The organism is Pseudomonas sichuanensis (assembly GCF_024749065.1).
Taxonomy (GTDB): Bacteria; Pseudomonadota; Gammaproteobacteria; order Pseudomonadales; family Pseudomonadaceae; genus Aquipseudomonas; species Aquipseudomonas sichuanensis.
This window is the reverse complement of the sequence record NZ_CP087185.1, coordinates 685,084-709,553: the sequence shown is the minus strand read 5'-3', so window position 1 is coordinate 709,553 and position 24,470 is coordinate 685,084. Positions and strand designations below refer to the sequence as shown.

Below are 24,470 nucleotides of genomic sequence, written 5' to 3'. Positions count from 1 at the left end.
ACCGCCACCGCCTTGCTCAACTCAGCAGGACTCCTGGCCGCGCAGCTGGCCGTCGCCGATCACCACGTACTTCTCGCAGGTCAGGCCTTCCAGGCCGACCGGGCCGCGGGCATGCAGCTTGTCGGTGGAAATGCCGATCTCCGCGCCCAGGCCGTACTCGAAGCCATCGGCGAAGCAGGTCGGGGTGTTGAGCATGACCGACGCCGAGTCGACCTCGGCGATGAAGCGCCGGGCCTGGCCCTGGTGTTCGGTGATGATCGAATCGGTGTGGTGCGAGCCATAGTGGTTGATGTGCTCGATGGCCTGGTCCAGGCCGTCGACCACACGGATCGACAGGATCGCGTCGAGGTATTCGGTGTGCCAGTCGTCTTCAGTGGCCGGCTGGCAGTCGATGATCGCCTGGGTGCGCTGGCAGCCGCGCAGCTCGACGCCCTTTTCCTGGAAGCGGCGGGCCATCTCCGGCAGGAAGCGCTCGGCCACGCGCTGGTCGACCAGCAGCGTTTCCATGGCGCCGCAGATGCCGTAGCGGTAGGTCTTGGCGTTGAAGGCAACGCGCCAGGCCTTGTCCAGGTCGGCGTGTTCGTCGACGAAAACGTGGCAGATACCGTCCAGGTGCTTGATCACCGGCACCCGCGCATCACGGCTGATGCGTTCGATCAGGCCACGGCCGCCGCGCGGCACGATCACATCGACGAACTCAGGCATGCTGATCAGCGCGCCCACCGCGGCGCGGTCGGTGGTCTCGACCACCTGCACCACCGCCGGCGGCAGGCCGGCTTCGGCCAGGCCACGCTGGATGCAGGTGGCAATGGCGCGGTTGGAATGGATGGCTTCGGAGCCGCCGCGCAGGATGGTGGCGTTGCCCGACTTGAGGCACAGGCTGGCGGCGTCGATGGTCACGTTGGGACGCGATTCGTAGATGATCCCGATCACCCCCAGCGGCACGCGCATCTTGCCGACCTGGATGCCCGACGGGCGGTAGCTCATGTCCCGCATGGCGCCGACCGGGTCCGGCAGGCTGGCCACCTGGCGCAGGCCGGTGATCATGCCGTCGATACGCGCCGGGGTGAGTGCCAGGCGGTCCAGCAGTGCGGGCTCCAGGCCATTGGCACGGCCGTTGGCAAGGTCCTGTTCATTGGCTGCGGTGAGCACGTCGCGGGCGGCGTCCAGCGCGTCGGCGGCGGCCTGCAGGGCGCGATTCTTCTGCGCGGTGCTGGCACGGCCGATGACCCGCGAGGCCTCACGGGCGGCGTGACCCAGGCGGGTCATGTAGTCAAGAACGGACTCAGTCATGGGCTCGGTGTCTTGGCGAAAGGGGAAATCGGCTGATTATAACTGGCGCGCTTCGGTACGCCCAGCGGTGGGTGGCGGATGGTAGAAAATGGTGGGCGTCGATGTGTAGGAAAGATGTAACCAGCCTTATCGAAAAATCCCACACCTGCACTACCGTCATCGCTGGCAAGCCAGCTCCCACAGGCTTGGCACCCTCCTGTGGGAGCTGGCTTGCCAGCGATGAAGCAGCCCGCGATTCAGCCTCGATTAAGCCAATCATTGCTATCATCCCCGGCTTTACCGCCACGAACCGCCCGCATGCCCGAACACGCCCCCTGCCCGGCCCGCGCCCTGCCCGACAGCTTTTTCGACCGCGACGCCCAGACCCTCGCCCGCGACCTGCTCGGCAAGGTGATCCGCCACCGTCACGGCAATCTCTGGCTGGCAGCGCGGATCATCGAGACAGAGGCCTACTACCTCACCGACAAGGGCAGCCACGCGTCCCTGGGCTTTACCGAAAAGCGCAAGGCGCTGTTCCTCGATGGCGGGCATATCTACATGTACTACGCCCGCGGCGGTGACTCACTGAACTTCAGCGCCCATGGCCCGGGCAACGCGGTGCTGATCAAGTCCGCCTACCCTTGGGTCGATGCCCTGTCCGACGAAAACAGCCTGGCGCAGATGCAACTGAACAACCCCGACGCCAGCGGCAACCTGCGCCCGCCAGAACGCCTGTGCAACGGCCAGACCCTGTTATGCCGGGCCATGGGCCTCAAGGTGCCGCACTGGGACGCCCAGCGCTTCGACCCCGAGCGGTTGTACGTCGAGGACTGCGGCATCCGCGTGCCCCGGGTGCTGCAGGCCGCCCGACTGGGGATCCCCCACGGCCGTGACGAGCACCTGCCCTATCGTTTCGTCGACGCCGAATATGCCCGCTACTGCACGCGCAACCCACTGCGCCGCGGCCAGGTCGAAGGCCAAGACTTCTTCATTCTCGAACAAGGAAACTGACCCATGGGCCAATGGCTAGACAGCCTGACCTCCTGGCTTGGCGCCAACCCGCAGTGGCTGGGCCTGGCGATCTTCGTGGTGGCCTGCGTGGAATGCCTGGCGATCGCCGGCATCATCGTGCCCGGCACCGTACTGCTGTTCGCTGTCGCCGTGCTGGCCGGCAGCGGCGCCTTCAGCCTGGGCGAAACCCTGTTGCTGGGTTTCCTCGGCGGCCTGCTGGGTGACGCCATTTCCTATGCTGTGGGCAAGTATTTCCACCAGAACATCCGCCGCCTGCCGCTGCTGCGCAGCCACCCGCAATGGATTGGCAGCGCCGAGGCCTACTTCCAGCGCTACGGCATCGCCAGCCTGCTGGTGGGCCGCTTCATCGGCCCGCTGCGGCCGATGCTGCCGATGGTCGCGGGCATGTTCGACATGCCGCTGCCGCGCTTCATCGCCGTCAGCCTGGTGGCCGGCGCCGGCTGGTCGGTGGCCTACCTGCTGCCTGGCTGGGCCACCGGCGCCGCCATGCGCCTGCCGCTGCCCGAGGGGTTCTGGCTGGATGCCGGGATCATCGTCGGCACCCTTGCGGTATTGATTGGCCTGAGCCTGAACAGCAGCATCCGCGACCAGCGCCACGGCACCCGCCTGGTCGCCGCGCTCAGCGGCGTGGCGGTGGCCGCCCTGTTCGTCGGCTGGCCGTACCTGAGCGAATTCGACCAAGGGGTGATGACCCTGGTGCAGGAGCACCGCAGCCAGGCACTCGACGGCGCCGTGGTGATGATCACCCGCCTGGGCGATTTCCGTACCCAGTTCTTCCTCGGCGGCCTGCTGACCGGGCTGTTGCTGCTGGCCCGGCAGTGGCGCCATGCACTGTTCGCAGGCTCGGTACTGATCGGCACGGCAATCGCCAATGGCACGCTGAAATGGCTGTTCGCCCGGGCCCGCCCGGAGGTGCTGAGCGACCCGCTGACCAGCTACAGCATGCCCAGCGGCCACAGTTCGGCGGCGTTCGCCTTCTTCCTGGTGCTGGCGGTACTGGCCGGGCGCGGGCAACCACCGCGCATGCGCCTGACCTGGGTGGTGCTGGGCTGCCTGCCGGCCCTGGCGATCGCCCTGTCGCGGGTGTACCTGGGGGCACACTGGCCGACCGATATCCTGGCCGGGGCGCTGTTGGCGTGTTGCGTGTGCGCGCTGGGCCTGACGCTGGTGCAGTATCGCCAGCCGCTCACGGCCTTGTCGCAACGGGTGTGGTGGCTGGTGCTGCCGGCGTGTGTCGCGCTGCTGGCGTTCTTTGTGCTGCATGCATTGCCGAAGGCGTTGCTGCGTTATCAGTATTGAGGGCGACTGCGCGGCTAAAGCCGCTCCCACAGGTTATACGCAGCCCCTGTGGGAGCGGCTTCAGCCGCGAAGGGGCCAATGATGCATTCAGGCGAACAGCTCACCCTGAATCCGCTCCAGCAACGCCTGGATCGCCTCCAATCGTTGCTGCGGCGAATCGATCGCCAGCAAATCGAGCTTGTCTTCTTCCATGAACGGCAACAGATAGGCGAGCTGGTTGCCCAGCGACTGCCGCCCATCCACGTCACGCGGCATGTCCAGCGCCTCGACCATCGGGTGCTCGCCCAGCGCCAGCAGTAGCGCCAGCAGGTCATCGTCCTGCTCTACCAGCGGACTGTCGGCCAGTTCCGGCAGCCAGTTGACTTCACCGACCAGCAACTGGTCCTTCTGCACCTCGGTCTGCTCGACACTGAAGCGCCGCACACCTTCGACGCGAATCCCCAGCAGGCCATTGTCCTGCTGCACGAAATCGCGGATCAGCGCCTCACAACCTATCGATGCCACCGCCGGCGGGGCCTTGCCCACCTGCTCGCCCTCGAGGATGCACACCACACCAAAGCCTGCACCTTGCTTCATGCAGCGGCCGATCATGTCCAGGTAGCGCGCCTCGAAGATCTGCAGGTCGAGCAGGCAACCGGGGAACAGCACGGTATTGAGGGGAAACAGCGGTAACGTCATCTCAAGTCCTCATGCCACCAGGCTGACCGCCAACGGCAGGAACACCGCCGTGGCCACCCCCATCAGGCTCATCGCCAGCGCGGCGAAGGCGCCGCATTCATCACTTTCCTGCAAGGCCACCGAGGTACCCACCGCGTGGGCGGTTACGCCAAGGGCCATGCCCCGGGCCTCGGGGCTGAGCACACCGAAGCGGGTCAACAGCGCCGGGCCGAAGATCGCCCCGATCACCCCGGTGATCAGCACGAACACCGCCGCCAGCGCCGCCACGCCACCAATCTGTTCGGCCACCAGCATGGCGATCGGCGAGGTGACCGACTTGGGCGCCATGGTCATCAGAATCATGTGCTCGGCACCGAACCACCAGCCCAGGGCCAGACAGGCCAGCGTGGCGAACAAACCTCCGATTACCAGCGTAGTAAATGTCGGCCAGAACAGCTGACGGATGCGTCGCAGGTTCAGGTAGAGCGGCACCGCCAGGGCAACGGTAGCCGGCCCCAGCAGCGTACCCATGATCTCGGTGCTCTTGCGGTACTCGGCGTAATCGATGCCGCACACCAGCAGCACGCCGATCACCACCAGCATCGACACCAGCACCGGCTGCAGGAAGATCCAGCGGGTCTTTTCATAAGCCGCCAGCACCAACTGATAGGCCGCCAGGGTGATACCGATGCCGAACAACGGATGATGGATCACCGCGTCGAGCGCGCCATGCCAGTCGAGGGTCATGGCAGCTCCTCGCGCTTGCCCTGGCGGTGGATCAGCTTCTGCATCAGCACGCCAACGAACACCAGGGTCACCAGGCAGGAGATCAGCAAGGCGCCGGCGATGGCCCAGAAGTCGGCGGCAATGTCCCTGGCGTAGACCATCACCCCCACAGCCGGCGGCACCAGCAGCAACGGCAGGTAGCGCAGCAGACTGCTGGCGGCTTCGTTGAGCGGCTTGCCCACTTCACCGCGCGCCATCAGGAAGGCCAACAGCAGCAACAGGCCGATGATCGGCCCGGGCAGGATAGGCAGGAACAGATGATTGATCGCCGTCCCCAGCAGCTGGAACAGCACCAGCCAGGTCAACCCACGCAACAGCATAAAGACCTCCTGAAAGCAGGCGGCCATTATAAGCACGCCAAGCACGCGGCTATAAGGCGATATTCGGCGAAAAAGGCATAACTTGACTGCAACGGCTGGCCGTGCTGATCTTGCACCTTCGTACCAAATGACAACCTGGAGAGTCGCGATGCCCCATGTACCAGTTACAGAGCTTTCGCAGTACGTTGGTAAGGAACTGGGACGTTCCGCCTGGCTGAAGATCGATCAGCAACGCATCAACCTGTTCGCCGAGGCCACCGGCGATTTCCAGTTCATCCATGTCGACCCGGTCAAAGCGGCGAAGACCCCATTCGGCACCACCATCGCCCATGGTTTCCTCACGCTGTCGCTGATTCCCAAGCTGATGGAGGACCTGCTGGTGCTGCCCGAAGGCCTGAAGATGGTGGTCAACTACGGCCTGGACAGCGTGCGCTTCATCCAACCGGTCAAAGTCGACAGCAATGTGCGGCTGAAGGTGGACCTGACCGACGCCATCGAGAAGAAGCCCGGCCAGTGGCTGCTCAAGGCCACCGTCACCCTCGAGATCGAAGGTGAGGAGAAACCTGCCTATATCGCCGAGCCGCTGTCGCTCTGCTTCGTCTGAAGGGCTGACTGAACACCTGTGGGAGTGGGCTTACCCACTCCCACAAACGCCCCAATTCACCCTTTCACGCATTGTGCGGCATACTCCATGCATCGTTCGGCCCGGAACCCGCCATGCGCCCCCTGCTACCCCTGACCCTGATCCTGCTGCTCGCCGCCTGCGGCGATGGCGAACCCTTGTCGCCACCTGACGCCCGCCTGCCCGATGGCGGCCGCTACCGGGGCCAGGTGGTCAACGGCCTGTTGCAGGGCGAGGGGCGCATCGACTACCCCAATGGCAGCTGGTACGCCGGCACCTTCAAGGATGGCCAATGGCATGGCCAGGGCGAATGGCACGGCAGCAACGGCGAGGTCTACCGTGGCCAGTTCGCCGCCGGGCTGTTCCAGGGCCTGGGCGACCTCACCACCCCAGGCAGCCATTACGCCGGCACCTTCAAGCACGGCCGCCGCGACGGCGAAGGCACCCTCAAGCAACATGACCAGACCTACCGCGGCCAGTTCAAGGACGACCAGTACGACGGCGCCGGCCAGCTCGACCTGGCCGACGGCAGCCGTTACCAGGGCCTGTTCGCCAAAGGCAAGCCCAATGGCGCCGGGGTACGCAGCGATGCCAGCGGCAATCAGTTCAGCGGCCATTTCATCGACGGCCAGTTGCAGGGCGCCGGCACCTACGACAGCGCCGACGGCGAGCAGTACATCGGTGAGTTCAAGGACAACCGCCTCGAAGGCCGAGGGCGCTACGAGAATGCCGACGGCGATGTGTGGATCGGCGACTTCAAGGATGGCTCGCTGGTGGGCCAGGGCGAACTGCTGGGCAGCGACGGCAGCCGCTACAAAGGGGCTTTTCGTGACTGGAAGTTCAACGGCAACGGCAGCCTGCAACTGGCCGATGGCAGCGAGTACATTGGCGGCTTCGCCGACGACGCCTATCAGGGCCATGGCCGCCTGACCCGCCCCGACGGCCGGGTCGAGGCTGGCTTCTGGACCAACGGCGTGCGTGTGCGTGACGAGAACAGCAAGCTGCTGCCCGACCCACTCGACCTGGCCCTGCTCAACCAGGGCAAGCTGCTGGACGATGCCCTGAGCAAGGTGCCGCGCTCGCTCCCCCCCGTGCAGCTGTACAGCCTCGTGGTGGCCGGCGATGGCCAGCAAAGCGTGTTCATGCGCGAGGCCGACTACGTCAGCAACATGCTCAAGGTTCGCTTCGGCGCCCATGGCCAGGTGACCCTGGTCAACCACCGCGACCACCTTGCCGACCGCCCCATGGCCACCCGCGAGAACCTCACCCGCGCCGCTCGCGTGATCGCCGAGCGCAGCGGCCCGGAAGACCTGGTGTTCGTCTACCTGACCAGCCACGGCAGCCATGACCACCAGCTGGTGCTCGACCAGCCGCGTCTGCAACTGGCCGACCTGACCGCCGACGAGCTGGCCAGCGCCCTCGCCCCCCTCAAGGACCGCGACAAGGTCATCGTTGTCTCCGCCTGCTACTCCGGTGGCTATATCGCCCCGCTCAAGGACGACCGGACCTTGATCATGACCGCCGCCCGCCCCGACCGGGTATCGTTCGGCTGCTCGGAAGAGGCCGACTTCACCTATTTCGGCGATGCCCTGTTCGCCCAGGCATTGAACCAGACCGACGACCTGAAACAGGCGTTTGAACTGGCGCGGCAAAGTGTTGCCGAACGGGAGAGAAGGGAAGGTTTCGAAGCCTCTGAGCCGCAGCTCTGGGCGCCGCCGGCCGTGGTCACGCACTGGCAGCGCCTGCGCCGCCAACAGGCCGAACAAGCCTTGCGCAATAGCACACAGCCAGTACCGGGCGAACAGGCAAAAATACCTGCCACCCACTAAGCTGTGTGTAACAAGGGAGAGACATCATGTACTTGACGCCTCAGCATGTCCTGCTTGCCGGTGCCACGGGTCTGACGGGTGAACACCTGCTCGACCGCCTGCTCAACGAGCCCACCATCAGCCGCGTGCTGGCGCCGACTCGCCGGCCGCTGGCCGAGCACCCGCACCTGGAAAACCCGGTGGGTGACCCGGCCGTGTTTCTCCCGCAACTGGCCGGCCGTGTCGATATCGCCTTCTGCTGCCTGGGCACCACACTCAAGCAGGCCGGCTCGGAAAACGCCTTCCGTGCGGTCGACCTGGACATGGTCGTGGCCTTCAGCAAGCGCGCCCGCGAGATGGGGGCGCGCCACCTGCTGGTGATCAGCGCGCTGGGGGCCGACGCAAAATCTTCGATCTTCTACAACCGGGTCAAGGGCGAGATGGAAGAGGCGCTCAAGCGTCAGGACTGGCCGCAGCTGACCATCGTGCGGCCGTCATTGCTGCTGGGCGAGCGCATCGAACCTCGACTGGGAGAGCGCATGGCCGCGCCCTTCTCCCGGCTGATCCCGGGCAAGTATCGTGGGATCGAGGCCTGTACGCTGGCCAGGGCGCTGTGGCGCCTGGCGCTGGAAGAAGAGGACGGGATTCGGGTGGTCGAGTCGGACGAACTGCGCAGGCTGGGCAAAAAGTGAATTGAAACGCGAAGTGCATAACCTGTGGGAGCGGGTTCACCCGCAAATGCGCCATTGACCCCAAAGACGCATTCGCGGGTAAACCCGCTCCCACAGTCTCTACCTGATCAATGACTAACCTTTTGCTACAGCCCACCTGTGGCGTTAAAGCCAATCCCCGCCGCCGTCAGCAACGACAACGGCAACAGCAAGGTATCGAGCAACGCGCTCCCCGGCAGGTCCAGCCCCGGATAGGCCGGCGCCAGCGCACCGAAGTGATCTTGCGGGCAACAGCCGCCATTCATCACATACAGGTCCAGCCGCGTTCCGGCATACACCACCGGGGCGCCCGGCTTGTTCGCGTCCAGCGTGCGCACCGTGGCGCAACCGCCAAGCTGGGTCAGCACCAGCAGCCCGAACAGAACCCGCCTCAATCGTCGACCCCGTAGTGATGCTCACCCCAGCGCGGCAGCATGTCCTGGGGAATGTTCAGCAGGTTGAGAATCCGCGCCACGACGAAATCGACCAGGTCGTCGATGGTCTGCGGCTGGTGGTAGAAGCCCGGCGCCGCCGGCAGGATCACCGCGCCCATCTGCGAAAGCTTGAGCATGTTCTCCAGGTGGATGGTGGAGAACGGTGCTTCACGCGGCACCAGGATCAACTGGCGTCGCTCCTTGAGTGTGACGTCGGCCGCGCGTTCGATCAGGTTGTTGCAGGCACCGGTGGCAATCGCCGAGAGCGTACCGGTGGAACAGGGCACCACCACCATCGCCGCCGGCGCGCCGGAGCCTGAAGCCACCGGCGACATCCAGTCTTCCTTGCCATACACACGGATCTGCCCATCGGCGGCGCCGGTGTACTCGGTGAGGAAGGCCTGCATCGCCTGAGGCTTGGCCGGCAGCAGCACATCGGTCTCGGTAGCCATCACCAGTTGCGCAGCCTTGGAGATGAGGAAGTGCACCTCGCGGTCCTCACGCACCAGGCAGTCGAGCAGGCGCAGGCCATATTGCGCCCCAGAGGCGCCGGTCATGGCCAGGGTGATGCGCTGCGGCCCGTTCACTTCAGTGCCTCGGCCAGCTTGCCATGCAGGCCGCCGAAACCGCCGTTGCTCATGATCACCACATGGGTGCCCGGGCGGGCCTGGCCCTTGATGCGTTCGATGATCGCTTCGAGGCTGTCGGCGACCACACTGGGTACCTTGCACTGGGCGGCCGTGGCGGCAAGGTCCCAGCCCAGGTTGGCCGGGGCATACCAGATCACCTGGTCGGCATCGTTGACGCTTTCCGGCAAGCCATCGCGGTGCGCGCCGAGCTTCATGGAGTTGGAGCGCGGCTCGATCACCGCAATCACCGGTGCCTCGCCGACGCGCTTGCGCAGGCCATCGAGGGTGGTGGCGATGGCGGTCGGGTGGTGGGCGAAGTCGTCGTAGATGGTCACGCCCTGCACCTCGGCAACCTTCTCCATGCGCCGCTTCACACTCTTGAACGCACTCAGGCCGTCGATGGCCATGGCCGGCACCACACCGACATGACGGGCGGCGGCCAGGGTGGCCAGGGCGTTGGCGACGTTATGCTGGCCGGTCATTTCCCAGTCCACCACGCCTTGCACCTCACCGCCGAACAGCACTTCGAAGCGCGAGCCGTCGGCACTGAGCAGGCGCGCCTGCCATTGGCCACCCTCGCCGGTGGTCTGCACCGGGGTCCAGCAGCCCATGCCGATCACCCGCTCCAGGGCCTGCTCGGTGGTCGGGTGGATGACCAGGCCTTCGCTCGGGATGGTGCGCACCAGGTGATGGAACTGCCGCTCGATGGCTGCAAGGTCCGGGAAGATGTCCGCGTGATCGAACTCAAGGTTGTTGAGGATCGCGGTGCGCGGGTGGTAGTGGACGAACTTCGAGCGCTTGTCGAAGAACGCGCTGTCGTATTCGTCGGCCTCGACCACGAAGAACGGCGTATCGCCCAGGCGGGCGGAGACCGAAAAGTTCTGCGGCACGCCACCGATGAGGAAGCCCGGGCTCATGCCGGCGTGTTCGAGCACCCAGGCCAGCATGCTGCTGGTGGTGGTCTTGCCGTGGGTACCGGCCACTGCCAGCACCCAGCGGCCCTGCAGCACATGGTCGGCCAGCCACTGCGGGCCGGACACATAAGGCAGGCCCTTGTTCAGCACGTACTCCACCGCCGGGTTGCCCCGCGACATGGCGTTGCCGATCACCACCAGGTCCGGGGCCGGCTCCAGTTGTGCAGGGTCATAGCCCTGGGTGAGCTCGATGCCCTGGGCTTCGAGCTGGGTGCTCATGGGCGGATAGACGTTGGCGTCCGAGCCGGTGACGCGATGGCCAAGTGCCTTGGCCAGCACCGCCAGCGAGCCCATGAAAGTGCCGCAAATACCGAGAATATGAATGTGCATGGTCGACCTCGCAAAACGTCGACGCAGGGTAGCCCAGGGCGCGGGAAATCGCACCCGCTGTTTCGCTCAGCCGGCTCTGGCGATGCCGTGTTTGCGCAGTTTCCGATACAGGGTGTTGCGGCTGATGCCCAAGTGCTCGGCGACGTGGGTCATGTGCCAGCGGTTTGCTTCCAGTACTGCCAGCAATGCATCACGTTCGGCATTCTCAAGGCGAGCATGACCATTGTGGGAGCGGGCTTGCCCCGCGATGGCGTCGGCAGGGCCATCGTCCTTGCCTGGTCGGACGCCATCGCGGGGCAAGCCCGCTCCCACGTTACGAACCAAAGCCGGGAGGTCCTGAAACTCGATCAGGCCCTCATCACACAACGCCACCAGCGTGCGCAGCACGTTACGCATCTGCCGCACGTTACCCGGCCAGGCAAAATCGAGCAGCGCCTGGCGCGCCGCGGGCTCGATAGCCAGCGCCTGCCCTTCGGCCTCCTGACCCAGCAAAAAGTCCAGCAACTGCCCTTTGTCACTGCGCTCGCGCAGCGCCGGCAACGCCACCTCCAGGCCATTGAGGCGGTAATAAAGGTCTTCGCGAAAGCCCCCCTGCGCCACCCGCTCGAGCAAATCGCGGTGGGTGGCGCTGATGATGCGCACATCCACAGCTTGCGGTTCACCGCCAATCGGCACCACCTGACGCTCTTCCAGCACCCGCAGCAAGCGGGTCTGCAACGCCAGCGGCATGTCGCCGATCTCGTCGAGCAACAGGGTGCCGCCATCGGCCTGCAACAGCTTGCCGCGCATGCCTTCCTTGCGTGCCCCGGTGAAACTGCCGCCGCGATAGCCGAACAGCTCGCTCTCGATCAGGCTTTCCGGGATCGACGCGCAGTTGATCGCCACGAAGGGTTTGTGACGGCGGGCACTGGCCTGGTGCACGGCCTGGGCGAACGCCTCCTTGCCACACCCGGTCTCACCGCGCAGCAGCAGCGGCACATCACGTTCGAAGACCCGCACGGCCCGGCGAAAGTCATGCTGCAACGCCGGGTCGAGCAGGCAGATGCCCGGCTCGGCGGCCTGGCGTGCCTGGGGCAACGCCGCCGGCACCGACCACACAGGTTTACGCGCCTGGCCGCGCAGGCTGGCGAACACCTGCCGGCCATCACGGGTATGCAGTGGCCACGCCGTGCTGCCTTGCGCCGTGGCGCGGCTGAACAGTTCGTCATGACTGCAGGCAAAGAACCGATCAACCGGCTTGCCCAGCACGCCCCCACGAATGCTGCCCAGCAGGTTCAGCGCGCTCTGGTTGGCAGCGCAGATCCGCCCGTCGCCGTCGAACGCCAGCAAGCCCTCGCTGAACAAACCGACCGATTCGGCCTGCAGGTGGAAACGCAGCAGCCATTGCTGCTCGAAGTGGCGCAGGAAGTAACAGCTCTCGATCATCTTCGCCGACAGGTTGACCAGCGCCATGGTGTGGAACTGGCTCTGGCGCGACACATCCGGCCGCGCCGACGACACGTCGAGCACCGCCAGCAGTTCACCGTGGGGATCGAACACCGGGCTGGCCGAGCAGGTCAGGCCGGTATGACGGCCACGAAAGTGCTCGCCCTGGTGGATGGTCAGCGCCTGGCGCTCGACCAGGCAGGTGCCGATGCCGTTGGTGCCCTCGCGCGCCTCGCTCCAGTCGGCACCAAGCCACAACCCGGCACGCTCGAAAATGCGCCGCTCGCCGGGTGCGGTCACACAGTTGAGGATCACCCCGCGGGCATCGGTGAGCAGCACCGCATGCCCGCTGCCCGAAAGCTGCTGGTGCAGGCTGTTCATCTCGTTGTCGGCGATCTGCAGCACCTGCTGCAGGCGCTCGCGGCTTTCCAGCAGGCGGCCGTGTTCGAGCACCACCGGGGCCTGGGCGCGCGCAGGGTCGAGGTGATAGTCCTCCAGGCAACGCAGCCAGGAGCGGGCGATGGAGGGGTCGCTGCCTGGCCCGCTGGCCTGGCCATGGGCGACAGTCAGCACTTGCTGGGCGTGGCGGCTGAACGAATTGCTCTGCATTTGTTGTTGTTCTCCGCAGATAGAGCGTTGCGCCAGCATCCTCCAGGCACGAGCGCTTTGCAATGCTGGCTGACCACCGAGTCACCGGCTGTGCCATGAACGGTACAAAATGTCACCCGGCCCGTGCCAGCCTTGGTACAGGGCCGTGTCGACCCGCCTGAAAAAATGACCCAAGTCATTGATCTGCAAGGGCCCGACGGCACTGGCCCGACCTTTGCTCTACGCTTGGTAACTCCGCAACAATCACAATGACCAGGAGACACACCATGCGTTACGCACATCCCGGTACCGAGGGCGCCAAGGTCAACTTCAAGACCCGCTACGGCAACTACATCGGTGGTGAGTTCGTTCCTCCGGTAAAGGGTGAGTACTTCACCAACACCTCGCCGGTGAACGGCCAGCCGATCGCCGAGTTCCCTCGTTCCACTGCCGAAGACATCGACAAGGCCCTCGACGCCGCCCACGCCGCCGCCGATGCCTGGGGCCGCACTTCAGTGCAGGACCGCTCCAACGTGCTGCTGAAGATCGCCGACCGCATCGAGCAGAACCTCGAACTGCTGGCCATCACCGAAACCTGGGACAACGGCAAGCCGATCCGCGAAACCCTCAACGCCGACATCCCGCTGGCCGTCGACCACTTCCGCTACTTCGCCGGCTGCATCCGCGCCCAGGAAGGCGGCGCCGCCGAGATCAACGAGAACACCGTGGCCTACCACATCCACGAGCCGCTGGGCGTGGTCGGGCAAATCATCCCCTGGAACTTCCCGCTGCTGATGGCCGCCTGGAAGCTCGCCCCGGCCCTGGCCGCCGGCAACTGCGTGGTGCTCAAGCCAGCCGAACAGACCCCGCTGGGCATCACCGTGCTGCTGGAGCTGATCGGCGACCTGCTGCCCAAAGGCGTGCTCAACGTGGTGCAAGGCTATGGCCGCGAGGCCGGTGAAGCGCTGGCCACCAGCAAGCGCATCGCCAAGATCGCCTTCACCGGCTCCACCCCGGTCGGCTCGCACATCATGAAGTGCGCGGCCGAGAACATCATCCCGTCCACCGTCGAACTGGGCGGCAAGTCGCCGAACGTGTACTTCGAAGACATCATGCAGGCCGAGCCGAGCTTCATCGACAAGGCCGCCGAAGGCATGGTGCTGGCGTTCTTCAACCAGGGCGAAGTGTGCACCTGCCCGTCGCGGGCGCTGGTACAGGAGTCGATCTACCCGCAGTTCATGGAAGTGGTGATGAAGAAGGTGCTGCAGATCAAGCGCGGCGACCCGCTGGACACCGACACCATGGTCGGCGCCCAGGCCTCGCAGCAGCAGTTCGACAAGATCCAGTCCTACCTGAAGATCGCCCAGGAAGAAGGCGCCGAGCTGCTGACCGGCGGCAAGGTGGAGCAACTCGAAGGCTCGCTGGCCACGGGTTACTACATTCAGCCGACCCTGCTCAAGGGCAACAACAAGATGCGCGTGTTCCAGGAAGAAATCTTCGGCCCGGTGGTCAGCGTCACCACCTTCAAGGACGAAGCCGAAGCCCTGGCGATTGCCAACGACACCGAGTTCGGCCTCGGCGCCGGTGTGTGGACCCGCGACATCAACCGCGCCTACCGCATGGGCCGCGGCATCAAGGCCGGCCGTGTGTGGACCAACTGCTACCACCTTTACCCGGCGCATGCCGCGTTCGGTGGCTACAAAAAGTCCGGCGTCGGCCGTGAAACCCACAAGATGATGCTCGACCACTACCAGCAGACCAAGAACCTGCTGGTGAGCTACGACATCAACCCGCTGGGCTTCTTCTAAAGAAACAGCTTCAAGCTGCAAGCTACAAGCGGCAAGAAAGAGCTGTCCGCCTGCGTCCGCTCTATCTTGCAGCTTGTAGCTTGCGGCTTGTAGCTGCTCTATGGCTCGCTTCCTGCAGTACCCATCACCATCGGCCCGGAACCCTTCCGGCCACCAAGAAGAAAAACAGGTGAATCCATGCCAAGCGATCATTCCGCCGGCGCGCCGGCAAGCTCTTCCGTCGACTTTGAAAAGGTCAATTCCGAGTATTTCCAGCAACGTGAACTGAAAAAAGGTGCCGCCGGCTGGGTCCTGCTGGTCGGCCTGGGCGTGGCCTACGTGATTTCCGGCGACTACGCCGGCTGGAACTTCGGCCTGGCCCAGGGCGGCTGGGGCGGCATGTTCCTCGCCACCTTGCTGATGGCCACCATGTACCTGTGCATGTGCTTCTCGCTGGCCGAGCTGTCCTCGATGATCCCCACCGCCGGCGGCGGCTACGGCTTTGCCCGCAGCGCTTTCGGGCCCTGGGGCGGCTTCCTTACCGGCACGGCGATCCTCATCGAATACGCCATCGCCCCCGCAGCAATCGCCGTGTTCATCGGTGCCTACTGCCAGTCGCTGTTCGGCATCGGCGGCTGGATGATCTACCTGGCGTTCTACATCATCTTCATCGGCATCCACATCTTCGGCGTGGGTGAGGCACTGAAACTGATGTTCATCATCACCGCCGTCGCCGCCATCGCCCTGGCGGTGTTCCTGATCGGCATGGTGCCCCATTTCGATGCAGCCAACCTGTTCGACATCGCCAAGACCGACGCTGTCGGTGCCAGCAGCTTCCTGCCGTTCGGTTATGTCGGCGTGTGGGCCGCGATCCCCTATGCGATCTGGTTCTTCCTCGCCGTCGAAGGCGTGCCCCTGGCCGCCGAAGAAACCAAGAACCCCAAACGTGACCTGCCGCGCGGCCTGATCGGCGCCATGCTGGTGCTGCTGGCCTTCGCCCTGCTGATCCTGGTGGTCGGCCCCGGCGGCGCAGGGGCCGACGCCCTCAAGGCCTCGGGCAACCCGCTGGTCGAAGCGCTGGCCAAAGCCTACGGCGGCTCCACCTGGATGGGCGGGTTCGTCAACCTGGTCGGCCTGGCCGGCCTGATTGCCAGCTTCTTCTCGATCATCTACGCCTATTCGCGGCAGATCTTCGCACTGTCCCGTGCCGGCTACCTGCCGCGCAAACTGTCGCAGACCAACAAGAGCAAGGCCCCGGTACTGGCCCTGGTGATCCCCGGGATCATCGGCTTCGCCCTGTCGCTGACCGGCCAGGGCGACCTGCTGATCCTGGTGGCGGTATTCGGCGCTACGCTGTCCTATGTGCTGATGATGGCCGCGCACATCACCCTGCGTATCCGTCGCCCGAAAATGGAGCGCCCGTATCGCACCCCCGGTGGCATCTTCACCTCGGGCGTGGCCCTGGTGCTGGCCTGTATCGCCGTGGTCGCCGGCTTCCTGGTCGACCCGCGGGTGGTGATTGGCGCCGCGGTGATCTACGCGGTGTTGATTGCCTACTTTGCGTTCTACAGCCGCCACCACCTGGTGGCCGGCACGCCGGAAGAGGAATTCGCCGCGATCCAGAAGGCCGAAGAGGCCCTGCACTGATCGTCGACCCGCGCCGCAGGCCAGCCCTGCGGCGCTCTGGAGATTCTGTATGGCAAGTTTCGTACACACGGTGGGCAACCAGCTCTACCGTTTCGACAGCCTCAAAGAGGTCATGGCCAAGGCCAGCCCGGCACGCTCGGGCGACTACCTGGCCGGGGTGGCCGCCAGCAACGATGGCGAACGGGTCGCCGCGCAGATGGCCCTGGCCAATATCCCGCTCAAGCATTTCCTCAGCGAAGCGCTGATCCCCTACGAAGACGATGAAGTCACCCGGCTGATCATCGACAGCCATGACCCGCAGGCCTTCGCCCCGGTCAGCCACCTGACCGTCGGCGGCCTGCGCGACTGGCTGCTCGGCGAGCAGGCCGACGAGCACAGCCTGCGCGCCCTGGCCCCCGGCCTGACACCAGAAATGGCCGCGGCCGTGTCGAAGATCATGCGTGTGCAGGACCTGGTGCTGGTGGCGCAGAAGATCCGTGTGGTCACCGCCTTCCGCGGCACCATGGGCCTGCGTGGGCGGCTGTCGACACGACTGCAACCCAACCACCCCACCGACGAACCCGCCGGGATCGCCGCCAGCATCCTCGACGGCCTGCTGTACGGCAACGGCGATGCCATGATCGGCATCAACCCGGCCACCGACAGCATCGCCTCGATCTGCGACCTGCTGGTGATGCTCGACAACATCATCCAGCGCTACCAGATCCCCACCCAGTCCTGCGTGCTGACCCACGTCACCACCAGCATCGAGGCGATCAACCGTGGCGTGCCACTGGACCTGGTGTTCCAGTCGATCGCCGGCACGGAAGCGGCGAATGCCGGCTTCGGCATCAACCTCAACGTGCTGCAGGAAGGCTACGAGGCCGGGCTGTCACTCAAGCGCGGCACCCTCGGGCAAAACCTGATGTACTTCGAAACCGGCCAGGGCAGCGCCCTGTCGGCCAACGCCCACCACGGCGTCGACCAGCAAACCTGCGAAACCCGCGCCTATGCCGTGGCCCGGCATTTCAAACCCTTCCTGGTCAACACCGTGGTCGGCTTCATCGGCCCGGAGTATCTCTACAACGGCAAGCAGATCATCCGCGCCGGCCTCGAGGACCACTTCTGCGGCAAGCTGCTGGGCGTGCCGATGGGCTGCGACATCTGCTACACCAACCATGCCGAAGCCGACCAGGACGACATGGACACCCTGCTTACCCTGCTGGGCGTGGCCGGGATCAACTTCATCATGGGCATCCCCGGCTCCGACGACATCATGCTCAACTACCAGACCACCTCGTTCCACGATGCGCTGTATGCACGGCAAACCCTCGGCCTCAAACCCGGGCCGGAATTCGAAGCGTGGCTCGAACGCACCGGCATCTTCACCCAGGCCGATGGCCGTGTCCGCTTCGGCGACAACCTGCCGCCGGCCTTCCGCCACGCGCTCGCGCAGCTGGCCTAGGAGCGCCCATGGACCGACATACCCCCACCGAGCAAAACCCCTGGCAGGCCCTGCGTAACCTCACCCCGGCGCGCATCGCCCTGGGCCGCACCGGTATCAGCCTGCCGACCAGCGCCCAACTGGACTTCCAGTACGCCCACGCCCAGGCCCGCGATGCCGTGCACCTGCCCTTCGACCATGCCGGCCTGCGCCAGCAGCTCAGTGATCGTGGCCGCGCCAGCCTGCTGCTGCACAGCGCCGCCAGCGACCGCAACCAGTACCTGCAGCGCCCCGACCTTGGCCGGCGCCTGCACGCGGACTCTGCCCAGCAACTGCGTGAACACGCCCAGGCCAACCCGGCGGGCGTCGACCTGGCCATCGTCGTCGCCGACGGCCTGTCGGCCCTGGCCGTGCACCGCCACACCCTGCCCTTCCTCAGCCGCTTCGAGGAGCAGGCCGCCGCCGACGGCTGGACCAGCGCCCCGGTGGTGCTGGTGGAACAAGGCCGGGTGGCGGTGGCCGATGAAGTGGGCGAACTGCTCAAGGCACGCATGACCGTGATGCTGATCGGCGAACGCCCGGGGCTGAGCTCGCCCGACAGCCTCGGGCTGTACTTCACCTACGCGCCCAAGGTCGGCCTGACCGACGCCTATCGCAACTGCATTTCCAACGTGCGCCTGGAAGGCCTGAGCTATGGCATGGCCGCCCATCGCCTGCTGTACCTGATGCGCGAAGCCTGCAAAAGGCAACTGTCGGGGGTGAATCTGAAGGATGAGGCCGAGGTCCACAGCATTGAAAGTGACAATTCGGGCAAAAAAAATGGAAACTTCCTGCTAGGAGAAGGGTAAAAAACATGTCACGGAAGGCGGATTGCACTTGTAGGCTGCTTTAGGCAGCATGCAGTTGACTGCTGGCAATCCGCCGTATCCCCTAAATGGACACTGAGGCCCGCACATGCGAATCATCAAGGCTACCCTGGAGCACCTCGACCTGCTCACGCCGTTGTTTGTGAAGTACCGTGAGTTCTATGGCCAGCTGCCATACCCGGACAGCTCCCGCAGCTTCCTGGAAAAGCGCCTCAAGCGCGGCGAATCGATCATCTACCTCGCCCTGCCCGTCGACGACGACAGCAAGTTGCTGGGTTTCTGCCAGCTCTACCCGAGCTTCTCGTCGCTGTCGCTCAAACGTGTGTGGATCCTCAACGATATCTACGTCGCCGAAGACTCGCGGCGCATGCTGGTGGCCGACCACCTGATGCGCGAAGCCAAGAAGATGGCCAAGGAATCGAACGCCGTGCGCATGCGCGTGTCCACCAGCAGCGACAACGAGGTGGCGCGCAAGACCTACGAGTCCATGGGTTTTCGCAAGGACACCGAGTTCGAGAACTACATCCTGCCGATCAGCCAGGATTGATCGCAAGCGCTGCGCGAGGCTGTTCTCACAGATCTGCACAGATGTAATTGGCATGGCAGGCCCTGTGGGAGCGGCTTCAGCCGCGAACACCGGCGCAGCCGGTGCCATGCATCGCGTCGCTTGCTTCGCGGCTAAAGCCACTCCCACAGGTTATGCGTGAGTCCATCGTAACCCCCCGCTACAAACTCTCCGGGCACGATCGCGACTTCGCCGTATAATCCCCGTCCAGTCATGTGTGAAAAGTTACCTTTCCCCAGGTGAATCTGCCCACGCCCAAGACGCTGTCCGTCATCGCGCGCCCGTGGAAGCGGGTCATGAACTCAGGTGCTGTACATGGATTTCAACCCGCTGGACCTCATCCTGCATCTCGATGCCTACCTTGATCTGCTGGTCACCAACTACGGCCCCTGGATCTACGCCATCCTGTTCGCCGTGATTTTCTGCGAAACCGGCCTGGTGGTGATGCCTTTCCTGCCGGGTGACTCGCTGTTGTTCATCGCCGGTGCCGTGGCCGCAGGCGGCGGCATGGACCCGGTGCTGCTGGCCGGCCTGCTGATGGCGGCAGCGATCCTCGGCGACAGCACCAACTATGTGATCGGGCGCACGGCAGGCGAGCGGCTGTTCAGCAACCCCAAGTCGAAGATCTTCCGCCAGGACTACCTGCAGCGGACCCACGACTTCTACGCCCGCCATGGCGGCAAGACCGTCACCCTCGCCCGCTTCCTGCCGATCCTGCGTACCTTCGCGCCGTTCGTCGCCGGCATTGCCCACATGCACTACCCGCGCTTCCTGGCCTTCAGCGTGACCGGCTCGCTGCTGTGGGTGGGCGGCCTGGTCACGCTGGGCTACTTCTTCGGCAATGTGCCGTTCATCAAGCAACACCTGTCGCTGATGGTGGTGGCCATCATCATCCTGTCGCTGGTGCCGATGCTCCTCGGCCTGCTGCGCGGCCGCCTGGGCCGCACCGCCAAGGCCCACTGACGCAAATGTGGTCGTTCAGCGCCTGGCGGCGCCGGCGCACCCTGGCCCGCTACCCGGTCGATGATCAACTGTGGCAGGCCATTCGCCAGCGCCTGCCAGTGCTCGACGGCATCAGCGACGACGAAGACCGCTGGCTGCGCGAGGCTTGCGTGCTGTTCCTGCACGACAAGCACCTGACCGCCCTGCCCGGGGTCGAACTGGATGACCAGCAGCGTCTGTTCCTCGCCGCCCAGGCCCAGCTGCCACTGCTGCACCTGGGCGAGCTGAACTGGTACCAGGGCTTCCATGAGCTCATTCTCTACCCCGACGACTTCGTCAGCCCCCAGCGCCACCGCGACAGCAGCGGCGTGGAACACGTGTGGGATGCCGAGCACAGTGGCGAAGCCTGGCAACAGGGCCCGGTGATCCTGGCCTGGCCGGGGGTGCTGGCCAGCGGCGGCTGGGAGGCCTACAACCTGGTAATCCACGAACTGGCGCACAAGCTCGACATGCTCAATGGCGACGCCAACGGCCTGCCGCCGCTGCACAGCGGCATGCAGGTCGAAGACTGGGCCAACGCCATGCAGCACGCCTACGACGACCTGAACCGTCAGCTCGACGCCAACCCCGACGCAGAGACCGCCATCGACCCCTACGCGGCCGAGAATCCGGCGGAGTTCTTTGCCGTCAGCAGTGAGTACTTCTTCAGCGCCCCCGACCTGCTGCACGCCGCTTATCCAAAGGTCTACCTTCAGTTGTCGCTGTTCTACCGCCAGGACCCGCTGGCCCGTCTGGCACGCCTGCAGGCCGAGCATCCGGACTACCGCGAAAACCACGCCTGACAGCCCCGCACATCAGGCCGGGCGTGGCATGCCCTGTCGGAATGTGCCTATAATCGCGCCACTTTTTTTTGATCAAACACGGGGGCATAGCCCAATGAGCTACAGCAAGATCCCGGCTGGCAAAGACCTGCCGAACGACATCTACGTCGCTATCGAGATCCCGGCCAACCACGCGCCGATCAAGTACGAAATCGACAAGGACAGCGACACCCTGTTCGTCGACCGCTTCATGGCCACCCCGATGTTCTACCCGGCCAACTACGGTTTCATCCCCAACACCCTGGCTGACGACGGTGATCCGCTGGACGTGCTGGTCGTCACCCCGTACCCGGTTGCCCCAGGCTCGGTCATCCGTGCCCGCCCGGTCGGCGTGCTGAACATGACCGACGACGGCGGCGGCGACGCCAAGGTCATCGCCGTCCCGCACGACAAGCTGTCCCAGCTGTACGTTGACGTGAAGGAATACACCGACCTGCCAGCCCTGCTGATCCAGCAGATCGAGCACTTCTTCGCCAACTACAAGGATCTGGAGAAGGGCAAGTGGGTCAAGATCGAAGGCTGGGAAGGCGCTGACGCCGCCCGCGCCGCGATCACCAAGTCGGTTGCTGCCTACAAGGGCTGAAGCTGATGCATGAAAAAGCCCTGCCTCGGCAGGGCTTTTTTGTGGGCGATGGAAAATTCCTACTTGCTCCTAGGCAAATGCCTGCGAACCGCAATGATTCCCACAGATCGCCTCCACATCGAGTTCATTTCCACACATTAATGAGGGCGATAGACTCGCCACCATGAACTCATCCGGTGATCGCCTCAAAGCCCTCCTGCAGGAGTGCAACCTGACCCCTTCCGACTTTGCTGCCCAGCGCAACGTCACGCCCCAACACATCAACAACTGGTTCAAGCGTGGCGTGCCACAAGCTCGGCTCGACGAAATCGCCGACCTGTTCTGCGTGTACCCGCGCTGGCTACGTAGCGGCGAAGGCCCCAAACATCCCGACCCTCTCGCGCCTGCCCGCCCTGCGCATGCTCCCACCGAGGGCCCAGCGCCGCTGCTGGCGCTGGGCACACAAAGCGTGCAACTGCCCTTGCACCAGCTGCAGCAGGGTAGCCTGAGTGCCACACCCGGGCTGTTCCAACCGATCCCCCGCCAAGCCCTCGACAGCGTCGGCGTTGCCGCGCACAACGCCTTCTGTATCGGCATGCCGGCCAGCAACATGGCGCCGCTATTGCCCCAGGGCACGCTGCTGGCCATCGACTCCACCCTCACCCGGGTGATCGAAGGCGAATACTACGCACTGCTGCACAACGGACAGTTGCGCGTGCACCGACTCACCCAAGGCAACAACGGCACCTTGTGCCTGCACAGCCACGACCGCCTCAACCACCCGGTCGAGCGCTTCACCGCCCCACAGCGCAGAACGCAGAAACTGCAGATCCTCGGCTGGGTGTTCTGGTGGTCCTGCCTGCGCCCGGCGCGGCCATGCTGAAACACTTCGCACCACTTTTTGCTGGGCATCCCCGGCGAGCCCTAGTATGCTACGCGCCACATCACGCCCCCTGATGGTGCAAGCCGCATTGCAGAGGGCCTGGCGACGCCTCACACAGCCGTCCGCCATCTTTTTCAGGCCATGTTGCCAACCGTTTAAGGCGATTGCGGCTTATCAAAAATGAGCCAAGATCGTCCCCGAGAAGCCGGCCACAAGCCGGCTTTTTAATGCCTGCACCCTACCCCCGCATTTTTCTGCCACCGGGCATAGCCTGAGGTTGTCATGCGCGTCTTACGCGCCCCCATCGAACTAATGGATGAGGTCGTCGGCCAACCATTGAGCAATGTCGCGCTTGGCATGCAAAACACGCCAAACATCAATGTGGTCATCGCGCTCGACGTAGAACACCAGGTAGGGGTAACGCTTCAACGGCCAGCAGAACAACCCAGGCAGATCCAGATCGTGGACATAGCGGCTGATACCCGATGTCGGATGGCGGCTGATATGCCCGTAGCCTTGCTGAAGCGCATCGATGAATCCGACTGCGACTTGCTCTGTAGCCTCAGCAAGGTAGTAACTGACAGCATGCTCGACATCTTCACGCGCGAGCACTCGGGGAATCACTGGCTTGGCCGTTGCCTTCACCCCCTGCGTACCTTTGCCCGCAGTGATTCGAAGTAGTCATCATCCACCGAAGTGGTGGGAGCCGAGCCAGCCCCGGCCAGAAGCAGCCCCCGTAGATGTTGCCGATCCTGATCCTTTCGGATCAGTTCGCGCACGTACTCGCTACTGGTGCTGTAGCCGCGCTGGCTGACCTGATCGTCAACGAACGACTTCAATGAGTCCGGCAGGGAAATGTTCATGGTGCTCATGGCGGCGTCCGGATTTGCCAAAATTTGCCAAAGCATACACCCCAGAAAACAGTGTTGAAGCCCTGCACGACAGAAGGATGGCCAAGCATTACCCCTGCGACGAAACGCCAGCACCAAGCCAAGCATTCAACAGCCCAGCCGAGTGACACCCCTGATGCTCAGGGATGCAAGTACTTGAGCACATACAGGGACAGTTCGCGGAACACGTCGGCCGGGATCCGCTCACTCAACGCCTGGGCCTTGCCCAGCGTTGCGCAGCAAGCCTTGAGCATGTTGCTGCGCACCTGATCATCGACCATGCCGGTATGCACCAGCTGGAAGTACTGCGGATAGGTACTGGGCACCTGATCCAGGGACGTACGGCGAATCTCGAACCGCCCCTCTATATGGGGCGGCTGGAAGTACGCTTCATCGGCCCCTGCCGCCTGCGGTACCAGTTGCAACGCTGTGGAGCAGACGCTGCGGCACAGCAATCTGCTCTCCCGGTCGGTTTCCATGCCCCGTTGGTACAAGCTGATCTGCGATCCGGGACTGACCAGGCAGGCGGCCTCGAAGGCATCGATGATCCTCGCGGCATTGGCTTGCGACGCCTCGATCTTGCTGAGGGAAACGAAGCGTTCGAGCTGGTCCTCGGCAACGCTCTTCACCCCGCGCTCCAGGGTGTTCCAATGACCGAATTCCTTCTGGCAGGCGATCAGGTGCAGCTCCAACTGGTAACCCGCCTGCAGTGCCAGGGCCGGTACATCGGCGAAGGCCGCGTCGTCCAGCGCGGTCTCCATGATGATGTCGTAGTGGTTGGCCAGCGCATGCTCGAAGAGCTTGCCGCCCAACTGCCAGATGAACTGCTCGGTGTGGGCGTAGACATACCGGCCACCGCCGGCCTTCATCTGCTCGTACTGTGGATGCAGCTTGCGATAAGCCGGGTCGTAGAGACTGACGTAGTCGTCATAGCGCCTGCTCGCCAGCAGCGAGTTGTTGAGCAGATAGGTCTTGCCCGAGCCTTCGGCGCCGGCCACGACCAGCATTTTCGGCGCCGGGTTGCCCTGGGCGTCGGTCCGTCGTTTGCGGTTGAACAGAAGGGGTTCGAGGGTTTCGAAAGCGGCTGCAACGTCTTCGGCGGTGAAGGTGTGGCGCTGGGACATGCTGGTCATTCCTG

25 protein-coding genes are annotated in these 24,470 nt (G+C 64.5%); 14 read left to right on the top strand and 11 right to left on the bottom strand.

All coding sequences use genetic code 11. The features are described 5' to 3' along the window. Window positions 1-21: 21 nt before the first annotated feature. A complete protein-coding gene (locus LOY51_RS03305; protein ID WP_125857301.1) occupies window positions 22-1,293 on the bottom strand; it encodes a glutamate-5-semialdehyde dehydrogenase in 1,272 nt (423 codons plus the stop codon). A gap of 297 nt (window positions 1,294-1,590) precedes the next feature. Between LOY51_RS03305 and LOY51_RS03300 the strand changes: the two genes are divergently transcribed. Both LOY51_RS03300 and LOY51_RS03295 read left to right on the top strand, forming a co-directional pair. Continuing rightward, window positions 1,591-2,283, top strand: coding sequence for a DNA-3-methyladenine glycosylase (locus LOY51_RS03300; RefSeq protein ID WP_258644418.1), 693 nt, complete (start codon window positions 1,591-1,593; stop codon window positions 2,281-2,283). Window positions 2,284-2,286: 3 nt separating this feature from the next. Then, complete coding sequence (locus tag LOY51_RS03295) at window positions 2,287-3,603, top strand: bifunctional DedA family/phosphatase PAP2 family protein (protein ID WP_258644417.1); 1,317 nt, start codon at window positions 2,287-2,289, stop codon at window positions 3,601-3,603. Between the two features lie 87 nt (window positions 3,604-3,690). Here the strand turns inward: LOY51_RS03295 and LOY51_RS03290 are convergent, their stop codons facing one another. Genes LOY51_RS03290 through LOY51_RS03280 form a run of 3 tightly spaced genes read right to left on the bottom strand, consistent with a single transcriptional unit; the run spans window position 3,691 to window position 5,366 of the window. Beyond that, complete coding sequence (locus LOY51_RS03290; RefSeq protein ID WP_125462465.1) at window positions 3,691-4,281, bottom strand: LON peptidase substrate-binding domain-containing protein; 591 nt, start codon at window positions 4,279-4,281, stop codon at window positions 3,691-3,693. Window positions 4,282-4,290: 9 nt separating this feature from the next. Further along, on the bottom strand, window positions 4,291-5,007 hold the full coding sequence (locus LOY51_RS03285) for an LrgB family protein (RefSeq protein WP_110993385.1): 717 nt from the start codon (window positions 5,005-5,007) through the stop codon (window positions 4,291-4,293). Continuing rightward, window positions 5,004-5,366 (bottom strand): CidA/LrgA family protein, encoded by a 363-nt coding sequence (locus tag LOY51_RS03280; RefSeq protein WP_125857298.1) that lies wholly within the window; start codon window positions 5,364-5,366, stop codon window positions 5,004-5,006. The genes LOY51_RS03285 and LOY51_RS03280 overlap by 4 nt, the downstream gene beginning before the upstream one ends. Window positions 5,367-5,514: 148 nt before the next feature. Here LOY51_RS03280 and LOY51_RS03275 point away from each other — a divergent pair, with 148 nt between their 5' ends. From LOY51_RS03275 to LOY51_RS03265, 3 genes are all read left to right on the top strand, one after another. After that, window positions 5,515-5,970, top strand: a complete 456-nt coding sequence (locus LOY51_RS03275) for a MaoC family dehydratase (RefSeq protein ID WP_125462463.1) — start codon at window positions 5,515-5,517, stop codon at window positions 5,968-5,970. 113 nt (window positions 5,971-6,083) lie between these two features. After that, window positions 6,084-7,817, top strand: a complete 1,734-nt coding sequence (locus LOY51_RS03270) for a C13 family peptidase (RefSeq protein ID WP_258644416.1) — start codon at window positions 6,084-6,086, stop codon at window positions 7,815-7,817. A gap of 26 nt (window positions 7,818-7,843) precedes the next feature. Further along, window positions 7,844-8,488, top strand: a complete 645-nt coding sequence (locus LOY51_RS03265) for an oxidoreductase (protein ID WP_125462461.1) — start codon at window positions 7,844-7,846, stop codon at window positions 8,486-8,488. Between the two features lie 125 nt (window positions 8,489-8,613). On the opposite strand, the gene LOY51_RS03260 is transcribed toward LOY51_RS03265, so the two are convergent. The 4 genes from LOY51_RS03260 to LOY51_RS03245 form a co-directional block, all read right to left on the bottom strand. Beyond that, a complete protein-coding gene (locus LOY51_RS03260; RefSeq protein ID WP_125857296.1) occupies window positions 8,614-8,901 on the bottom strand; it encodes a YceK/YidQ family lipoprotein in 288 nt (95 codons plus the stop codon). Beyond that, window positions 8,898-9,527: a flavin prenyltransferase UbiX gene (gene ubiX / locus LOY51_RS03255; protein ID WP_125462459.1), complete on the bottom strand. Its 630-nt coding sequence runs from the start codon at window positions 9,525-9,527 to the stop codon at window positions 8,898-8,900. Before ubiX ends, LOY51_RS03260 begins: the two co-directional genes overlap by 4 nt. Beyond that, window positions 9,524-10,873 (bottom strand): UDP-N-acetylmuramate:L-alanyl-gamma-D-glutamyl-meso-diaminopimelate ligase, encoded by a 1,350-nt coding sequence (gene mpl / locus LOY51_RS03250; protein ID WP_125857295.1) that lies wholly within the window; start codon window positions 10,871-10,873, stop codon window positions 9,524-9,526. The genes ubiX and mpl overlap by 4 nt, the downstream gene beginning before the upstream one ends. Window positions 10,874-10,939: 66 nt before the next feature. Then, the gene (locus LOY51_RS03245; protein ID WP_125857294.1) at window positions 10,940-12,907 is read right to left on the bottom strand and encodes a sigma-54-dependent Fis family transcriptional regulator; all 1,968 of its coding nucleotides are present in this window, start codon (window positions 12,905-12,907) and stop codon (window positions 10,940-10,942) included. A gap of 266 nt (window positions 12,908-13,173) precedes the next feature. On the opposite strand from LOY51_RS03245, the gene exaC reads away from it, so the two are divergent. The 9 genes from exaC (at window position 13,174) to LOY51_RS03200 (ending at window position 22,442) form a co-directional block, all read left to right on the top strand. After that, window positions 13,174-14,694: an acetaldehyde dehydrogenase ExaC gene (gene exaC, locus LOY51_RS03240; RefSeq protein WP_125462456.1), complete on the top strand. Its 1,521-nt coding sequence runs from the start codon at window positions 13,174-13,176 to the stop codon at window positions 14,692-14,694. Between the two features lie 177 nt (window positions 14,695-14,871). After that, window positions 14,872-16,320 carry an ethanolamine permease gene (eat, locus tag LOY51_RS03235; RefSeq protein WP_125857293.1) on the top strand — a complete coding sequence of 483 codons (1,449 nt, stop codon included), beginning with the start codon at window positions 14,872-14,874 and terminating at the stop codon, window positions 16,318-16,320. A gap of 49 nt (window positions 16,321-16,369) precedes the next feature. After that, the gene (locus LOY51_RS03230; RefSeq protein ID WP_125462454.1) at window positions 16,370-17,764 is read left to right on the top strand and encodes an ethanolamine ammonia-lyase subunit EutB; all 1,395 of its coding nucleotides are present in this window, start codon (window positions 16,370-16,372) and stop codon (window positions 17,762-17,764) included. Between the two features lie 8 nt (window positions 17,765-17,772). Beyond that, entirely contained in the window at window positions 17,773-18,591 is an 819-nt protein-coding gene (gene eutC, locus LOY51_RS03225; RefSeq protein WP_258644411.1) for an ethanolamine ammonia-lyase subunit EutC, read from the top strand. A 106-nt stretch (window positions 18,592-18,697) separates the two neighbouring features. Next, the gene (locus LOY51_RS03220; protein WP_125462452.1) at window positions 18,698-19,156 is read left to right on the top strand and encodes a GNAT family N-acetyltransferase; all 459 of its coding nucleotides are present in this window, start codon (window positions 18,698-18,700) and stop codon (window positions 19,154-19,156) included. 333 nt (window positions 19,157-19,489) lie between these two features. After that, window positions 19,490-20,137, top strand: a complete 648-nt coding sequence (locus tag LOY51_RS03215) for a DedA family protein (RefSeq protein ID WP_125462451.1) — start codon at window positions 19,490-19,492, stop codon at window positions 20,135-20,137. A 5-nt stretch (window positions 20,138-20,142) separates the two neighbouring features. Beyond that, complete coding sequence (locus LOY51_RS03210; RefSeq protein ID WP_125462450.1) at window positions 20,143-20,958, top strand: M90 family metallopeptidase; 816 nt, start codon at window positions 20,143-20,145, stop codon at window positions 20,956-20,958. Between the two features lie 94 nt (window positions 20,959-21,052). Next, window positions 21,053-21,580 carry an inorganic diphosphatase gene (gene ppa / locus LOY51_RS03205; RefSeq protein WP_003255365.1) on the top strand — a complete coding sequence of 176 codons (528 nt, stop codon included), beginning with the start codon at window positions 21,053-21,055 and terminating at the stop codon, window positions 21,578-21,580. Window positions 21,581-21,743: 163 nt separating this feature from the next. Next, window positions 21,744-22,442 (top strand): LexA family transcriptional regulator, encoded by a 699-nt coding sequence (locus LOY51_RS03200; protein ID WP_125857289.1) that lies wholly within the window; start codon window positions 21,744-21,746, stop codon window positions 22,440-22,442. Window positions 22,443-22,751: 309 nt separating this feature from the next. Here LOY51_RS03200 and LOY51_RS03195 read toward each other — a convergent pair whose 3' ends face one another. From LOY51_RS03195 to LOY51_RS03185, 3 genes are all read right to left on the bottom strand, one after another. Continuing rightward, on the bottom strand, window positions 22,752-23,087 hold the full coding sequence (locus LOY51_RS03195; RefSeq protein ID WP_258644408.1) for a type II toxin-antitoxin system RelE/ParE family toxin: 336 nt from the start codon (window positions 23,085-23,087) through the stop codon (window positions 22,752-22,754). Beyond that, the gene (locus LOY51_RS03190; protein ID WP_125857287.1) at window positions 23,084-23,314 is read right to left on the bottom strand and encodes a type II toxin-antitoxin system ParD family antitoxin; all 231 of its coding nucleotides are present in this window, start codon (window positions 23,312-23,314) and stop codon (window positions 23,084-23,086) included. Before LOY51_RS03190 ends, LOY51_RS03195 begins: the two co-directional genes overlap by 4 nt. 158 nt (window positions 23,315-23,472) lie before the next feature. Next, entirely contained in the window at window positions 23,473-24,456 is a 984-nt protein-coding gene (locus LOY51_RS03185; protein WP_258644406.1) for a zeta toxin family protein, read from the bottom strand. Window positions 24,457-24,470 lie beyond the last annotated feature (14 nt).

Bases quoted from the DNA above. Each gene is read 5' to 3' on its own strand.
- LOY51_RS03305 (WP_125857301.1), bottom strand. From the start codon at position 1,293: ATGACTGAGTCCGTTCTTGACTACATGACCCGCCTGGGTCACGCCGCC.
- LOY51_RS03300 (WP_258644418.1), top strand. From the start codon at position 1,591: ATGCCCGAACACGCCCCCTGCCCGGCCCGCGCCCTGCCCGACAGCTTT.
- LOY51_RS03295 (WP_258644417.1), top strand. From the start codon at position 2,287: ATGGGCCAATGGCTAGACAGCCTGACCTCCTGGCTTGGCGCCAACCCG.
- LOY51_RS03290 (WP_125462465.1), bottom strand. From the start codon at position 4,281: ATGACGTTACCGCTGTTTCCCCTCAATACCGTGCTGTTCCCCGGTTGC.
- LOY51_RS03285 (WP_110993385.1), bottom strand. From the start codon at position 5,007: ATGACCCTCGACTGGCATGGCGCGCTCGACGCGGTGATCCATCATCCG.
- LOY51_RS03280 (WP_125857298.1), bottom strand. From the start codon at position 5,366: ATGCTGTTGCGTGGGTTGACCTGGCTGGTGCTGTTCCAGCTGCTGGGG.
- LOY51_RS03275 (WP_125462463.1), top strand. From the start codon at position 5,515: ATGCCCCATGTACCAGTTACAGAGCTTTCGCAGTACGTTGGTAAGGAA.
- LOY51_RS03270 (WP_258644416.1), top strand. From the start codon at position 6,084: ATGCGCCCCCTGCTACCCCTGACCCTGATCCTGCTGCTCGCCGCCTGC.
- LOY51_RS03265 (WP_125462461.1), top strand. From the start codon at position 7,844: ATGTACTTGACGCCTCAGCATGTCCTGCTTGCCGGTGCCACGGGTCTG.
- mpl (WP_125857295.1), bottom strand. From the start codon at position 10,873: ATGCACATTCATATTCTCGGTATTTGCGGCACTTTCATGGGCTCGCTG.
- LOY51_RS03245 (WP_125857294.1), bottom strand. From the start codon at position 12,907: ATGCAGAGCAATTCGTTCAGCCGCCACGCCCAGCAAGTGCTGACTGTC.
- exaC (WP_125462456.1), top strand. From the start codon at position 13,174: ATGCGTTACGCACATCCCGGTACCGAGGGCGCCAAGGTCAACTTCAAG.
- eat (WP_125857293.1), top strand. From the start codon at position 14,872: ATGCCAAGCGATCATTCCGCCGGCGCGCCGGCAAGCTCTTCCGTCGAC.
- LOY51_RS03230 (WP_125462454.1), top strand. From the start codon at position 16,370: ATGGCAAGTTTCGTACACACGGTGGGCAACCAGCTCTACCGTTTCGAC.
- eutC (WP_258644411.1), top strand. From the start codon at position 17,773: ATGGACCGACATACCCCCACCGAGCAAAACCCCTGGCAGGCCCTGCGT.
- LOY51_RS03220 (WP_125462452.1), top strand. From the start codon at position 18,698: ATGCGAATCATCAAGGCTACCCTGGAGCACCTCGACCTGCTCACGCCG.
- LOY51_RS03215 (WP_125462451.1), top strand. From the start codon at position 19,490: ATGGATTTCAACCCGCTGGACCTCATCCTGCATCTCGATGCCTACCTT.
- LOY51_RS03210 (WP_125462450.1), top strand. From the start codon at position 20,143: ATGTGGTCGTTCAGCGCCTGGCGGCGCCGGCGCACCCTGGCCCGCTAC.
- ppa (WP_003255365.1), top strand. From the start codon at position 21,053: ATGAGCTACAGCAAGATCCCGGCTGGCAAAGACCTGCCGAACGACATC.
- LOY51_RS03200 (WP_125857289.1), top strand. From the start codon at position 21,744: ATGAACTCATCCGGTGATCGCCTCAAAGCCCTCCTGCAGGAGTGCAAC.
- LOY51_RS03190 (WP_125857287.1), bottom strand. From the start codon at position 23,314: ATGAGCACCATGAACATTTCCCTGCCGGACTCATTGAAGTCGTTCGTT.
- LOY51_RS03185 (WP_258644406.1), bottom strand. From the start codon at position 24,456: ATGTCCCAGCGCCACACCTTCACCGCCGAAGACGTTGCAGCCGCTTTC.